Source organism: Enterococcus sp. RTP21361st1_A6_RTP21361_211029 (assembly GCF_040910045.1).
GTDB lineage: Bacteria > Bacillota > Bacilli > Lactobacillales > Enterococcaceae > Enterococcus_D > Enterococcus_D gallinarum.
In genome coordinates this window covers 1-15,193 of the sequence record NZ_JBDGBK010000085.1, presented here as the reverse complement: position 1 = coordinate 15,193, position 15,193 = coordinate 1, and the positions used below count along the sequence as shown (strand labels likewise).

Here is a 15,193-nt window from a genome sequence, read left to right as displayed (position 1 = left end):
TGCTAAGCCAACTGATTGAGAATTAGAAACAATCTGCAGTAGGGAAGAATCATTTACACAAAATTATTGACGCTCCCGGTACCGGTGGTGGGAAGACATATTTCATTCTTACAATTATTGAAGCCCTACTACGAACAAAAGCTAAATTATTTATTTTAGACCCCAAAAATGCAGATTTAGCTGATTTAGGTACAGTTATGGAAAATGTCTATTACAAGAAAGAAGATATTTCTGAATGTATAGATGATTTCTACAATCGAATGATTAATAGAAGTTTAGAGATGAAAAAAATGTCCAATTATAAAACAGGAGAAAATTATGCTTATTTAAAACTTACTCGATTTCACTTTTAATACGACCACCTCCCATAAATAATATTTAAATTTATGGAAAGGAAGATGGTCTATGAATACACTGAAAGAAGATTTTATTTTAGCAAAAGCTGGAAATGAAGAAGCCATTGAAGCCATTCTTAAAAGATTCAGCTCGTTGATGCACAAAAAATCGTGGAGAAACGGAAAATACGATCAAGATTGTTATCAAAAATGTATGATTGCAGTCTATCTAGCAATTTCAAAATTTGAAATCAAGGAATAAGCTCATTTTGGGGAGATGCATTTTGCTTCTCCCTTTCTTCTTATCTACCTCACCTTATCCATTAAATTTTTCAATTCAGTTACATTTGTTAACTCGATTATATTAGGAATTGGCTGCTTTATTAGATTATTCCTAGTGAGTTTTGTTAAATATCTACTAAGTGTTTCTGGAGTCATCCCTAAATAAGAAGCAAGTTCTTTTTTCGTAGTTTCCAATTTTATCTGCTCTGTATTTTGCTTTATATTTTCTTCTAACAAATACTGAATTAAGCGTGTTTCTGCTCTTTCAGTCGTGATTCCTACAGTTAATCGTTCTGTATTATCAAGATGTCTCGCCATTTCTGATAAAAGTTCTAGAGCTATTTGGGGATGCGATAGTAAAATCCGCTTAAAGTTGTCCTTTTGAATGGTACATACTTTAGTTGGTGATATTGCTTCTATAAAGCATCCATAATGTTGTTCTTCAAATAATGCCAGCTCGCCCACAAAATCACCCTGTTCTAAAATACGAATCACCTGTTCTTTACCTGAAGAACCTAAGCGATAAACTTTTACTTTTCCTTCTTGAATAAGATAAAGAGATTCAAGTATATCTTCTGCTTGATAGATAAACTGTCCTGCAGAAAAAGCTTGTTCTGTAATATCACTTTGGATAAATTGAATTTCAGTGAGGGACAATCCCTGAAATAAAGGCATTGTACTTATACAATGATCATATTTTGTGAAATCAATCATGTTCTTACTACTCCTCTTTTTGTGGTTAGTATAGCATAAAAAAATGTTCACTCATGTAATATCATCAGTGAACGATTTTCTATACTTATTTTTCTTTATCTGCATCATAAAGAACAGCGCGTACTGAAACTTCAATGGAATCCTTTACTGCTTTAGAATATGGACAAACTTTATGCGCTTCTTCAGCAATTTTTTGAACTTCTTCTAAATCTAAATCTTGAATTGCAACTTGAATCTCAGCACTTAATTTAAAGTCCACATCGTCTGGCTTTTTGTATAATTTTACTGTATGTGTAACTTGTGAAGATTGATGAATTTTACGTTGACCCTTAACAATTTCTAATGCCCCGTGAAAACAAGCACTGTATCCTAAAGCAAATAATTGTTCTGGGTTTACTCCACTCCCAGATCCTCCCATTTCTTTAGGTGTAGAAATCTTCACTTCAAATGATCCATCATTTAAATAGCTCACTCCATCACGGCCACCGGTATTAGTCGCTGTTGTTTCGTAAATTTTTTTGTAATCTGACATATTGAAGTCACTCCTTTTCACTTTTATGGTCCTATTTTAGGAAATAAAGTTGGTGTTGGCATTGATCTAAATCAAGAATCATAAAGTTAAGAATAACTTTATGAAAAAATATCGTTGGATGCAGTATATCTCTTTACTTGAACTTTATTAGCTATGTTTATTGGTCTTTTTGTTAAGGTAAATAAATATTAACAAAGCTATTATTGCGCCTCCAAAAGAACCACCTATCGCAATAAACACATCCACTGTTCCTTGAATTCGAATGATATTTGATTTAGTTATAAAATGGATGAACTATGATATAATTTTTTGCTTTAGGTTTCCTTCAGATTCCATCAGCTACAAAGTTGCTACCCGTGCAGGGTACATCAAAAAAGGAAATGCCAAAGCATTTCCTAAAGTGTGATTTGGTCAAAACAACACCATTTGACAAAGCACTGAAGAAACTAGAATGACTTTTCATCAATAAACCCTATTGTTCGTTCAGATTTTCCATTTACTCCAACACAAAGGAGTTTTTGAAAACAAATTCACTCCTCCCTCCTAAATCTTTTTAAAAACCATTATTCTCCGCCAATGTCTTAAACCATTCCCCAGATTTCTTAATCGTCTTAATCTGAGTGTGAATATCATTAGCGATTAAGCCGTAGCGGTTACGGTAGGCATTGCTCCAGGACCAGCAATCGATAGGAGTCCATAGATGGTAGCCAAAGCAGTTGGAACCTTCTTCAATCCCTTTATGCAACCATTGGAGATGCTCTTTGATAAATTCTATGCGGTAATCGTCTAGAATTTGCCCTTTTTCATCCATAAAGCGTTCTTCCCGAGAAACCCCCATGCCATTTTCAGAAACAAACCAAGGTAGATTGCCATAATTATCGCGAATATTGATGGCAATGTCATACACTGCTTTGGGATAGATTTCCCAACCTTTGTCAATATTCATGCGACGGCCAGGCATTTGATATGCATCATAATAACGATCAGGCATCCAGGCACCCACTGAATTTGGAGCAATGTCAGGTGTCTTGACCCGGTTTGGATGATAGAAATTCACTCCGATAAAATCAACAGTATTTTCCTTAATCAAAGCTAACTCATCAGCAGTTGACTGCCACAATACCCCATCCTTAGTCAGCAATTCTAGCAATTCCACAGGAAATTCCCCTTTGATGGCTGGGTCGAGAAACATTTTATTGTTCCACAGTTCGGCAATTCGGGCTGCCTCTTGATCTGCTTCAGCATCTGAAGCTGCGTAAGTTGGCGTCAAGTTTAACACGGTACCAATCCGGCCACCAGCTTGTGGTTGACCCATTTCGCGAAACTTCGCCATGACCTTAGCGGAAGCGAGATTTAAATTGTATGCCACTTGTACTGCTTTCTTGCCATCCACCAATTTTGGATAATGAAATTGGAACAAGTACTCCCCATCTACTACCACCATCGGCTCATTGTGGGTCACCCAGTCTTTCACACGGTCACCAAACAAAGCAAAACATTGTTCAGCAAATCCCACAAACAAATCGACAACTTTCTTCGATTCCCAACCGCCATATTTATGGTAAAGCTCCACTGGCAAATCAAAATGATGGAGGTTAAAAATCGGTCGGATATTTTGAGAGAGGAACTCATCAATCACATTATTGTAAAAAGCAACACCCACTGGATCCACTTCATTGGTTTCCAAATCCTTGATGAGACGGGTCCATTGAATCGAGGTGCGAAGGGAATTCAATCCCGTTTGCTTCATCAATGCGATATCTTCTCGGTAGCTATTGTAAAAGTTCGAAGCCATATCTGGCCCCACTCGGTCATAAAAAACTTCAGGTTCAATATCGTACCAATGATCAAACATATTGGCATGTTTCTTTTGAAAACGGCCTTCTGATTGGGGACCAGATGTGGCTGCACCCCACCAGAAATCTTTTGGAAATGTCAACATAGCATTCTACTCCTTTTCTCTCAAAACGTCGGCTAAACACTGCCGCATATGATCGCCAAATTTTGGCAAGTATTCATGGCCATACTCTGGATAAAATAGCATTTCTTTGTCAGCTGCGCTACTTAGCTGATTGTACACAGCAAACTGGGTTTTCGGTGGACAGACTGTATCTGCAAGGCCAATTGCCCAATGCACCTTCCCTTTGATCCAAGGAGCAAAGTATTGCAAATCAATGTAATCCAATGTTTCAAAGAAAGCTTCTTCTCGTTGGTGCAAGGGGTCTTTAAAGCGAAACCAATAAGCCAACTCTTCATAGGCAGAGTTTTCTACATCTAAGCGATAAGCTTCGCGATAATCACTTAGGAACGGATAACAAACAAAAGATTCCTTGATTTCCGGAGCAACAGCCGCACAAATCAACGCCAAAGCTCCTCCTTGTGACGCACCATAGGTATACAGTTGGCTGGTATCCACTTGGGGTTCTGCTACCATTAGCCGAGTCAACTGGTAAATATCGAGAAACACACTTCGATAAAATAAATCATTTGGTCCAGACTCCACTCCCCGGATTATATGCCCTTTCAGACTGGTTTTCGTGGTCAATCCCACATCTTCTGACAAACCACCTTGTCCTCTAACATCGAGTGCCACTACCCAAAAGCCTTCAGCAGCCATAGCGACCTTGTCTGACCAATCCCCAGCATCTGAGTGATACCCATGAAATTGAAGCAAGAGGGGAGACTTTTTTTGCAGACGTTTAGGCCGAATGAGTTGACAATGGACGGTGGCTCCTTGAACACCTGTAAAAGTTAAATCAAATGCTTCTGCTACTGAAGAATTCAAGGGATGAGGCTCTAAATGATAGTCTGTCCCCAAATCATCTACCTCTTGAAACCCTGCCTGCCAAAAAGCTTCAAAATCAGCAGGCTTTCGCTGACTCCCTTGATAGTTTTGCCACCTTTTTTTTGCATCTATTGCATACATTAAACTTGCTCCTTTCGTAAGTGATAGTTTGCCACTGCTCCTATCAGATTAGCATCTTGTTGAAACTGACAAATCTTCACAGTAATTCGTTGGTCCTCTGAATGATGATGTTGTTGTAACAAACATAATTGGGCTTTTACCGGAGCCAATAGATCTTTGCGCATTGATATGCCACCACCGATACAGACTACTTCAGGATCGATGACCAAGCAAACATTATAAATACCAATCGCCAAGGCTCGGAACAATTGTTGAACTTCTTGTTGAGCCAATTGATCTCCAGTGTCAGCAATATCAAATAGTTCTCGACCTGTAATACCTGATACCAAACCTTTCTGTTCGCAATAGCGCTTTGCAGCATGAACAGGGCTGGCTAACTCACTTAACGTTTGTCCATTTTCCGCCAACATGTAGCCAAATTCGCCTCCAAATAAGTTATGCCCCTTGACTAGTTTCCGCTCCAACACCACGGCTCCACCGATTCCCGATCCAATGATGAAAGAAACTGAACTTTTGGCATCTTTGGCAGCACCATAAAAGGCTTCTGCTAACCCTGCACAATTGGCATCATTTTCCACGAAGACAGGTTTTTCCAATAACTCCTCTAATTCTGCAACAAAATGAATTTTATGAATATAGGGGATCGCACTGTAGCCCCCGATAATCCCCTGATCACTGTCCACTGCTCCGGGTACACTGATCGACACCGCTTCAATCGGTGTCTGACTACAACTGGTTAAATTATGCAAAGTGGCTTTTAGGTCCATCTTCATTTGCTCCCAAGTCACGGGTGTCACAAAGGAACCTTTTTCGGTCAAGGCTTCTGCTGCCCACAGAGCATATTTGATACTCGTACCCCCAATATCAATTGCTAAAATACTCAAGAATTCCCCCTACTTTCTCAGTCTACTTACCTACACTAATTTTCATTGTAAGTAGTTATTTATTTTTAGGTATATACTTTTAAAATTTGAAAATCAAAATAAAAAGCGGAAAGAGGATTTTTCCGCTTACTTATTCTCTCGTTAAGACAAACTCCACCGAAAAACTATCATAACGATGAACTGAAATGGAGTACTCAAAAGCGATGCCTGTATCAAAATAAGCAATTTGCTCTGCCACTGCCACCGGATCTCCCGAATCCAATTCTAGATACTGTTGTTCGATTTCAGTCGCCTTTCGGACACTGACGCGTCGATGCCCACTTTGGATTTTCAAACCGAGATCTTCTTCAATATATTCATAAATGGACCCTTCAATATTGGCTTTTTTCAAACCAGGAATCAAATCGATAGGCATGTACATTTTTTCCATAACCAACGGCTTGCCATCAATGTGACGCACCCGATAAATATCATACACGAAAGTATCTTCCTGCATATTTAATTTATTTTTTACCAAGTTATCCGCTTCTATTACCTTAAACTCCAAAACTTTACTTTTAACTTCTTTTCCTGGATTGAGAGCAGTCGTCCCACGAAACTGATTAGCCACCGCAATTCGTTCTATTTCATCGGTCGCCAAATCCTTGACAAAAGTACCGGATCCACGACGTTTGATAATCAATCCCTCTGACACTAACATATCTAAGGCCTTTTTCACCGTCATCTTACTAGCGTCATATTCCACACAAAGATCTTTTTCGAAGGGAATTTGTTGATTTGCTTGATATACACCTTCCAGTATCTTCTTACGAATATCACTGGAAATAAGGATATATTTTTTCATCGTCATGTTACCTCCACTTATGGCTTATCCTAATATCTTATCCTATCTGCTACCGAATGGAAATAGCCAGCCACTGTCCTTTTGAAATTATTTATCTACTCGTCGTAAATGATACAGTTGAGACGCATAATCCCCCGGCAATTGACGGGACCAATAGTCTTTTGCTCGACCGACATAGTTGCCACCCATAATCAAGCCAATGCTAGAAAGATCCTTACCGGAACGTAATTGTGGCAGTTGATTGATTTGATAATTAGCTTCCAAATCTAAACCGGCCAATAATAAACGACGATAAGCCGGATTCGGTTTACCCAACACTTGATAATCCGCCACCAAAGCTTCACTCAAATCTTTTGAAACTACCATCCAACTACACTGGGTATTATCAAAAGGACTATTGAGACGATAAAAACGCCCCTCGTGGATCAATTCTCGGTATTCTTTAAAGGTGGCAATCGCTGCTTTTACCTGTTGTAGCTCTACATCTGACATCCTCGTAATATCCAACTCCAAACCATAAGTACCAAACATCGCTACCTGATTACGAAAAGTCAGTCCTGGCGAACGCCCTACTTGATGATTGGGAATCTGTGACAAATGACTACCGATACTAGCTAATGGGTAAACCATCGAAGCCCCGTATTGAATTTTCAAGCGTTCGACCCCATCAGTATCATCACTGGCCCAAGTCTGGGGTGCATAGTAGAGTAACCCAGGATCAAAACGGCCACCGCCACCAGCGCAGGATTCAATCAACAAATCGGGGTATTTTGCTAAGATTTTTTCATACAGGTCATAAACACCTAAAATGTAGCGATGGAACAACTCTCCTTGATTACCATCGGCGAGGTAATTGGAAAATGGTTCTGAAATATAACGATTCATATCCCATTTCAGGTATGTAATTTTGCCACAAGCAAGAACGCAATCGATTTGCTGGAAAATTGTCTCCACCACTTCTGGGTTGCTAAAATCCAAGACAAACTGATTCCGTCCATGAGAGATTTGCTTCTCAGAATTACCAATTACCCACTCAGGGTGCATCTCATACAAGGGTGTATCCGTAGAAATCATTTCGGGTTCAAACCACAGCCCAAATTCCAAACCTAATTGATTGATTTTCGTCGCAAAGGCAGAGATCCCCTCTGGTATTTTGGCTAGCTGCACCTGCCAATTACCTAAAGAGCCGTTATCACTATTCCGAGTACCAAACCAGCCGTCATCCAACACAAACAGATCCACACCGATTGCTGCTGCTTTTTCAGCGATTTGTAATAATTTCTCACTGTCAAAATCAAAATAAGTGGCTTCCCAATTGTTGATTAAAACAGGTCGTTGCTTATGAGACCAGCGAGGTGATATCAAGTGCTCTTGGAAAAAATGATGGAAGCTTTGACTCATACCATTAAAACCGGCCTCACTATACACCAGTACTGCTTCCGGTGTCAAAAATGTGCTTTTTGGAGTTAATTGCCAAGCAAATTCAAAAGGATTGATACCCATTTGAATTCGCAAAATGTCATAAGTATCCAGCTGCAAACGTGCCACAAAATTGCCACTATAAATTAAGCTAAAGCCATAGATCTTTCCTTGTTCTTCCGTCGCATTGGACTCACAAACAGCCATAAAAGGATTGTGGACATGACTGCTGGCTCCACGAGTACTGGCGACTTCTTGCACACCATAAGCAATGGAATTTCTACTAATCTGGGTTTCTCTCGCCCAAGCTCCATCCAAGTGTAGCCAATCATAGTGCTGATTTGGAAGATCCAGATTAAAACTCAGACAGTCCAATAACTCAAAGGTCGTCTCACTAGGATTGATGATCTTCATTTGTCTGGTCACTACAGATTCTTCACCAAACAAGGTATAGTAAAGCTCGACTTGCAAAGGTGAATAACGATCTTGCAAGGTGATAATTAAAGTCTCCCCCGCTTCACCAAAACTGCCAGGCAAGCCAGAAAGTGCCTGTTTTCCTAATTCAATCCGATAGTGTTGATAGGTAAAGTGACTAATACGATCTCCTTTTGGATAGCGTACCCGTAGCATGGGATAGCGAAAATCAGTGGTACCATAGAGGCCCACTTCTTGTTTGATATGTTCCAACGAAGTAGTGTAGTTTTGCTTGATTTGGTTGTTAGCGGGACGTATTTCTCTTTCAATCAAAAAATCATATTGATCATAAATAGGAATACTACTTCCAAAATAGAGTTGTTCCAAGACGTCTAACTCTTCCATTACCCGAAAAATATAACTAATGTTCTGATTTTTTAGGTGAAACTCTCTTCTTTCAGGATTGACACTAATCATGATTTATTCCTTCCATTTCACGAAATTTTTGCGAGCCTTTTTTCAGTAAATAGGCCACTCCGCCAGGAGCCACCAAGAAAAACAGCAAGGGACTGACCAGCAATAATAGGATCCAAAAGGCATAGGACCCCAAGATGAAGCCATTTAGCAAACTGGGTCGTAATGTCTGAAGTAATAGCTGATACCCAATAGCAACAGGAGCTTCCTTCATTTCGTCATACGTCGCTGTTCCCAAGACCCAGTGTGCATTATAGAGTAAGAAAAGAAGCAAAGATAATCCCCCAGTAACTTTAAAAAACAAGCCTAGTGAAGTGCTACCGAGCCACGCACCAGATAAAAAGATCGCCAAGGACAAAAATACGCCCACAGATAGCACTTTTTCGCACAGTTTCGTAGGTGGTAGCTTCTTGGTTAGTCGACAGAGCTTTTCTTGTAAGGCTTCTGGATGGTCGACACAAAAAACTAACTTTTTATGGCTACTAACCCAGCCATAAATAAAGCCACCAGTGACTAACCAGCCCCAAAAATGCAAGGAACACTTTACTAGGACATAGAGTAATTCCACTGCAACTACTAATTTACTGGACTTCTCGGTCACCAGTAACCCTCCTTTTCCGGTAAGCTTATTTCACAGAACCAGCAACACCATTGTAAATGTATTTTTGCAAAGCCAAGAAGACAACCAAAATCGGTAAAATAACAATAATTACCCCGGCTAAGATCACTGGCCAGTTGGTTCCATAAGGGCCTTTGAATGCAAAGAGTGCCGTGGAGATCACTTTTAGTTTACGATCGGGCATATACAAGAATGGATTATAGAAATCATTGTAAACACCCACACCGCTGATGATTAGCATAGTGACAATAGGTGCCTTTAAGTTCGGTAAAATAATCCGCCAAAAGATACCAAAATAGTTGGCCCCGTCCAAATAGGCCGATTCGTCTAGAGAGACTGGGATTTCATCTAAGTATTGCAAAAAAACATAGATGGAAATCACATCTGTTCCCAAATTTAGTAAAATAACTGACCAAATCGTGTTGAACAAGCCAATTCCTTCAATGATTTGGAACGTCGCTACTTGACTAGTAATGCCAGGAATCAACATTGCCATCATAAACAAAGCCATAATCGGCTTTTTCAGTTTAAAATCAAAACGGCTCATAACATAGGCAAACATCGAGCCTAACAAAAGCTTACCTACCATACTAATTGAAAAAATAAGCAACGTATTTTTAAAACCTGTCAACATCTGACCATTGATAAACGCAGTTTTGTAATTACTAAAGTCCAATGACTTTGGTAGCGACAAGACACTGGTAGACAAAAATTCATTATTGGATTTGAAAGAGCCAATAAAAACTACCAGGATTGGTAGTACGGCAACCACTGCCCCGATAATCAAAATCAAATATTGAAGTATACGTCCGATAGAAAATTGTCTTTTCATCTTCTATGCCTCCTTCTCGCTAATAAATTTCCGTTGAATCAACGTCACCACTAAGACAATCACGAGTAAAATAACTGCCATCGCTGAAGCTAAACCAACTTTATTATACTTAAAGGCAGTATCGATGGTTTGGATTACAAAGGTCATGGTGCCGTTGGATCCTCCAGTCATAATATATGGAATATCAAAGACACTCAAGGAGCCGCTTATGCCCAAAATCAGATTTAGGAAGATGATTTTGCGAATACTCGGTACGATGATATAACGAAACTCATCCCAACGATTAGCCCCATCTATTTCGGCTGCTTCATAAACTTCTGGATTGACCGACTGGATTGCTCCTAAAAAAATCAAAAAGTTAAAGCCGGTATAACGCCACAAGGAAGTAAAGGCCAAAGAAATATTATTGATGGAGCGATCTCCTAACCATAGCCGAATTTGACTCTCCAAACCTAGCGCCGATAGCACTGTATCCAAAGTTCCATCACCTTTAAAGAAGTACAAGAAAATAAATCCAATTGCTACCCCATTTAGTAAGTAAGGGAAAAACAAAATCCCCTTCCAAAAATTAGCAAATTTGACCTTAAAGGACAAAATCGTTGCAAACAATAAAGCGACACCCAATTGCAAAAAAGTTGCAAAGAAGTAATACAAGCTGGTTTTAAAAACGGTAAAGTATTTTGGATTGGTTAAGACTGTCTTGTAGTTATCTAGTCCGACAAATTTACTGTCTGGGGAATAACCATTCCACTCTGTCAAACTGTACTGGAACATCTTCACTAAAGGATAATAAGATAACATTAATAATAAAAATACCGGAATAATGGTAAAAGTAAAGATCAAGATTCTTTTTTCAGTTTTTTGGCTAAAACGGGATTTTTTCACCGTCTTATTCATGGTAAACTCTCCCTGTTTATTCATGTTGGCTCCTCCTTATTCTAAAACCCCTCATATCGACCACGGTCCGCAATCGCTATGTACTCCTGCAAAAGAAGTTACTACCAAGATAAGTTTTCTTTACGACACTGTGCTTTTGCCTGGCACAAGTTGCCAGACAAAAGTTAGTGCCTACAATCAAAACTTTATTTGCTATCAATCAAAAGTCTTTTCCTAACTGCTAGGGTGACTTCTAAAAAAATTTTACTCTCCCACTTCTGCTATCGCATCTGACCAGCGTGTATTGAAGTCTTTCATAATAGCTTCGAAGCTTTCGTTAGAGTTACCAACTGCTGCATCGATGATTCGTTGCTTTTCAGCATCTGTCGTACCCAAACCTAGTTCAGATTGGTCATTGATTGAACTAAACAATGATTCTTTTCCGGCTGGTGCTGGATTTTCTTCAATTAACTCAACCCCAGCATCTTGTGCAGCCTTCAATGATTCTGGATAATCTGCTCCAATTTTTGCTGACAAGCCCCCGTTTTCTTCCGCGTAGTCTGATTCATTGACTAACCAGTCGATCAACTTGCGCGCCGCTTCTTTGTGCTTACTATGAACGTTGATCCCATAGTTATAATCTGCTCCAATTGGCAAATATTGTTTACCATCCTCGGCAGTCATTGGAAATGGTTGGAAGATAATGTCCTCAGCAGTATCAGCATTGATGTCTTTGATTTGTGGTACCGCCCAACTTCCCAAAACCATGATCCCAATCTTACCATTAGCCATATCTACTTTTGATTGTTCCCAATCAGATGTAGTTGGGTCAGCCTCAATCAACCCTTGATTGCTAACATCGTATAGGGTTTTATAAATCGTATTCATCACTTTACCCGCTGCAAATGGCTCTTTGTCTGAAGTCATCTTATTGGTAAAGTCTTTATCACCAGAAGCACCACTGCGAACAAAGTCCCAGTTTGATAATGTCCAACCAGCCGCATAGTTAGTATATAGCGGCATCACATCAGTATTTTTTTCTTTGATTGTTTTTAATGCTGCTACAAAATCTTCTGGTGTTTGTGGAAATTCGTCAATACCAGCATCTTTGAAGACCTTTTGATTGACCACCATCCCAGTGGCGTTCATCTGTGACGGTAAGCCATAACTCGTGCCATCATAGGACCGATCATTTAAACCCATATACTCTTTGCTGAGCTCTTCCTTTTTACCAAGTGGTTCAAAAAAGTTCCCATAATCTTCTGGCTTGATATCTCCTGGAATCATCAAAACATCCCCATATTCTTCACTATTCATCCGGGTTTTAATTTGGCCAGCATAGTCTGTAATCGTTTGAATTTCTACTTTGATATCCGGGTACTTCTCATTGAATTTTGTCATGTATTCATCCCATTTTCCATTGGTTTCCCAGTCGGTTTTGTGGTTGATGAAGGTAATGGTCTCAGTTTTCCCACCATCCTTGTCATTAGCTGAATCTTTGTTGTTTCCACATGCCCCTAGAACTAAACCTGCTACTCCCAAGACGATCATTGAACCTAGCATTTTTTTCTTCATGTTACTTCCTCCTATAAATTAATAAAGTGCTGTTACCAAAAACTGTTCATGGCCTGTTACGTCAGAAATGGAAAACGATTACATAAATATAATACTACATTCCCATTTCAAAGTATATACTTTTATATATATTGTTTTGTACTTTTGTAAAATTCTCGAATGATCGCTGCAGCCGGTTTACCGTAAACTCCGTAATCGTCGTCTTTGAGCGCCATCTCTCGCGAATATAACCGCGCCTTCCAGTCCCAAATACCAAAGCCTTGAATCCAGTTTCTCTTGTCACAAGCAGTAAACATCTTTTCAAACCATCGTGATTGCGCTATCATGCTAACTTCCCCTGAAAAACTCCAATCATTGGGTAGATATTGACTTCCTTCACGACTTGGACAACCCACTTCACAAAAGAAGAAAGGTTTTTGGTAGTGATTTACCACTTGTTCAATCCGATCCAATTCTTGTTCCCATTTGTCAATCGGATAATAGCCTGATGAAGAGATGACATCTACAGCATCCCACCAAGTTAGATTATTTTCTTGATACTTGTCACAATTATAAGTTAGTAGACCATTGTAATGCTGTCGAATCTGGGAAATAGTTTCCCGCCACTGAGCTTCCCGTCGATCACTATTAACCAATTCACAGCCGATTACCAACATGACACACCCTGTCTCTTCAGCGAGTTTTGCATAGTGATTCAGGTATTCACGATAGGAATCAAACCATTGGCTCCAAGTCGGCTCGCAGGGAACATCGTAATCAAAAAAATTGATGTGCGCTCGCCACGTACCATCTGCCACATTGACCATGGGTTTCAAGATTACTTTCAACCCGATTCCCTGAGCGTAAGCGATCATCCCTTTCACTTCTGCATCTATTAAAACGTTGTCACTTTGCCAATCGATTTTGGTAGACTGAGGATGAGCTTGTGTGACAGTAATTGGTAATATCACATGACTTGCAGCTAACTCTTCTTTCATCATGCGTAATGATTCTCGACTCATTGGATCTTGCCAGTCTCCCCGTTGGCTCATAAACCCAAAAGTTATCCCATTGATAGTTTCCATCTTTTCACTTCTCCACGTTTTATTTTGTAATCGATTTCAATTCTATATTATAAAGGACGAAGAAGAAAAAAACAACAAAAATATATACTTTTGATTATAATGATTTATACAATATGATATAGTAAATATAATAAAATTGGAGGTCTTTTTTGGATAAGAAAAAATTGTACACGCAGCTCACTCAAAAAATCATCCCCTTCTGGCAAGGTAAGATGGATCTAATTCATGATGGTTTTTACGGTCGCCGGGATAAGATCCCACTACTAATAAGAGCTGCTTGATGAACGCCCGGTATTTATGGAGTTTTAGTCATTGCTGCCGCATTTTACAAGACAAATCCTTAACTGAGTCTTTTTTAGCTAGCCTAAAGACTGCTGCGAATCCTGCCTATGAATTTTTCCGGTAAGTCTGTTGGGACCAGGAAAACCCAGGGGATCTTCTGGGAGCTAACCGCAACTGAAATACTCTCTGATCCCAATAAAACCACTTATGCTAATAGTTTTGCCCTCTATGTTCTTAGCGAGTATTACTTAGACTTTCATGATCTGTCTGCATTAAAAATGGCAACCACGCTCTTTAGTTTTCTCGAAAAGAAGTCTTATGACCCTCTTACAAATGGTTATCAGGAGGATTTTTCCCACAACTGGTAGCCCGTTCCCTCCCAATCAATCGGACCCAGCGATTTGCCAGATCTAGACTTTACCACTAATACCCATTTGCACTTTTTAGAGGCATACATAAATTTCTACATGACGACGCCAACATTCGATGTAAAAACTACCTTGCAAAGATTACTCATTGTCTTTACAGATAAGATTGCGACCCCAGCAAACTGCCTCCAATTTTTCAATGCTGATTGGTGTCCTCTAAGCCAAGAAATCAGTTTTAGCCATGACATTGAAACCATTTGGGTATTGCAACGGACTTTGACTGTTACTGGTATCAAAGATGTGCAAGTCAGTCAATTTATTGAAAATCTTGGTACTCAAGTAGCTACCAAAGGCTTCGATAACAACAAAATCATTTGTGATCATTCAAATACCCTTCAAACCTCGACTCGAAAAACTTGGTGGACGCTAGCAGAAGCAATCATCGGCTTTTACAACCTGTATCAATTAACTAATAGTAAGGTCTATTATGAATTGGCTACTCACCACTTCGAAATGGTAGAATGAAACTTTGTGGATACTCGATCTAACAGTGAATGGTATGCCTACCTCATCAATGATGGACACCAGATTCTACAGAAGATATCGCCAACGCTTGGAAAGGCCCCTTACCATACCTGTCGTATGTACACAGAAACAATTGCACGCCTATCTAGGTAATCATAACCACCCGTGAAACGGGTGGTTTGCTCTTCGGCTAGAAGCCTCTCTTACCGGCCTCGGCCTAAAAGGCCC

Annotated in this window: 15 protein-coding genes and 1 pseudogene; 4 read left to right on the top strand and 12 right to left on the bottom strand. The window is 39.6% G+C overall.

Annotated features, from left to right (window positions below):
• Positions 1-62: 62 nt before the first annotated feature.
• A pseudogene (locus AB5Z52_RS13225) lies at positions 63-335 on the top strand (ATP-binding protein); the annotation flags it as partial.
• 70 nt (positions 336-405) lie between these two features.
• A complete protein-coding gene (locus AB5Z52_RS13220) occupies positions 406-597 on the top strand; it encodes a helix-turn-helix domain-containing protein (RefSeq protein ID WP_137264835.1) in 192 nt (63 codons plus the stop codon).
• A 44-nt stretch (positions 598-641) separates the two neighbouring features.
• On the opposite strand, the gene AB5Z52_RS13215 is transcribed toward AB5Z52_RS13220, so the two are convergent.
• From AB5Z52_RS13215 to AB5Z52_RS13160, 12 genes are all read right to left on the bottom strand, one after another.
• A complete protein-coding gene (locus AB5Z52_RS13215; RefSeq protein WP_137264834.1) occupies positions 642-1,331 on the bottom strand; it encodes a Crp/Fnr family transcriptional regulator in 690 nt (229 codons plus the stop codon).
• An 85-nt stretch (positions 1,332-1,416) separates the two neighbouring features.
• Positions 1,417-1,863, bottom strand: coding sequence for an organic hydroperoxide resistance protein (locus AB5Z52_RS13210; RefSeq protein WP_002372647.1), 447 nt, complete (start codon positions 1,861-1,863; stop codon positions 1,417-1,419).
• Between the two features lie 553 nt (positions 1,864-2,416).
• Positions 2,417-3,805 (bottom strand): glycoside hydrolase family 1 protein, encoded by a 1,389-nt coding sequence (locus tag AB5Z52_RS13205; RefSeq protein ID WP_003128926.1) that lies wholly within the window; start codon positions 3,803-3,805, stop codon positions 2,417-2,419.
• A gap of 6 nt (positions 3,806-3,811) precedes the next feature.
• Positions 3,812-4,789 carry an acetylxylan esterase gene (locus AB5Z52_RS13200; RefSeq protein ID WP_002372643.1) on the bottom strand — a complete coding sequence of 326 codons (978 nt, stop codon included), beginning with the start codon at positions 4,787-4,789 and terminating at the stop codon, positions 3,812-3,814.
• Positions 4,789-5,673: an ROK family protein gene (locus tag AB5Z52_RS13195; RefSeq protein ID WP_002372641.1), complete on the bottom strand. Its 885-nt coding sequence runs from the start codon at positions 5,671-5,673 to the stop codon at positions 4,789-4,791. Before AB5Z52_RS13195 ends, AB5Z52_RS13200 begins: the two co-directional genes overlap by 1 nt.
• A gap of 130 nt (positions 5,674-5,803) precedes the next feature.
• Positions 5,804-6,517, bottom strand: a complete 714-nt coding sequence (locus tag AB5Z52_RS13190) for a GntR family transcriptional regulator (protein ID WP_003128923.1) — start codon at positions 6,515-6,517, stop codon at positions 5,804-5,806.
• Between the two features lie 87 nt (positions 6,518-6,604).
• Positions 6,605-8,827: an alpha-galactosidase gene (locus AB5Z52_RS13185; protein ID WP_003128922.1), complete on the bottom strand. Its 2,223-nt coding sequence runs from the start codon at positions 8,825-8,827 to the stop codon at positions 6,605-6,607.
• On the bottom strand, positions 8,820-9,425 hold the full coding sequence (locus tag AB5Z52_RS13180) for a hypothetical protein (RefSeq protein ID WP_137264832.1): 606 nt from the start codon (positions 9,423-9,425) through the stop codon (positions 8,820-8,822). Before AB5Z52_RS13180 ends, AB5Z52_RS13185 begins: the two co-directional genes overlap by 8 nt.
• A gap of 25 nt (positions 9,426-9,450) precedes the next feature.
• Positions 9,451-10,275 carry a carbohydrate ABC transporter permease gene (locus tag AB5Z52_RS13175; protein WP_002320610.1) on the bottom strand — a complete coding sequence of 275 codons (825 nt, stop codon included), beginning with the start codon at positions 10,273-10,275 and terminating at the stop codon, positions 9,451-9,453.
• A gap of 3 nt (positions 10,276-10,278) precedes the next feature.
• Positions 10,279-11,196 carry a carbohydrate ABC transporter permease gene (locus tag AB5Z52_RS13170; RefSeq protein WP_002320609.1) on the bottom strand — a complete coding sequence of 306 codons (918 nt, stop codon included), beginning with the start codon at positions 11,194-11,196 and terminating at the stop codon, positions 10,279-10,281.
• 219 nt (positions 11,197-11,415) lie between these two features.
• Positions 11,416-12,726, bottom strand: a complete 1,311-nt coding sequence (locus tag AB5Z52_RS13165; RefSeq protein ID WP_003128918.1) for an ABC transporter substrate-binding protein — start codon at positions 12,724-12,726, stop codon at positions 11,416-11,418.
• A 122-nt stretch (positions 12,727-12,848) separates the two neighbouring features.
• Positions 12,849-13,790 carry a hypothetical protein gene (locus AB5Z52_RS13160; protein WP_002372634.1) on the bottom strand — a complete coding sequence of 314 codons (942 nt, stop codon included), beginning with the start codon at positions 13,788-13,790 and terminating at the stop codon, positions 12,849-12,851.
• 149 nt (positions 13,791-13,939) lie between these two features.
• Between AB5Z52_RS13160 and AB5Z52_RS13155 the strand changes: the two genes are divergently transcribed.
• A complete protein-coding gene (locus tag AB5Z52_RS13155; protein WP_021150757.1) occupies positions 13,940-14,071 on the top strand; it encodes a hypothetical protein in 132 nt (43 codons plus the stop codon).
• A 402-nt stretch (positions 14,072-14,473) separates the two neighbouring features.
• Complete coding sequence (locus tag AB5Z52_RS13150; protein WP_079997653.1) at positions 14,474-14,965, top strand: AGE family epimerase/isomerase; 492 nt, start codon at positions 14,474-14,476, stop codon at positions 14,963-14,965.
• The last annotated feature ends 228 nt before the right edge of the window (positions 14,966-15,193 follow it).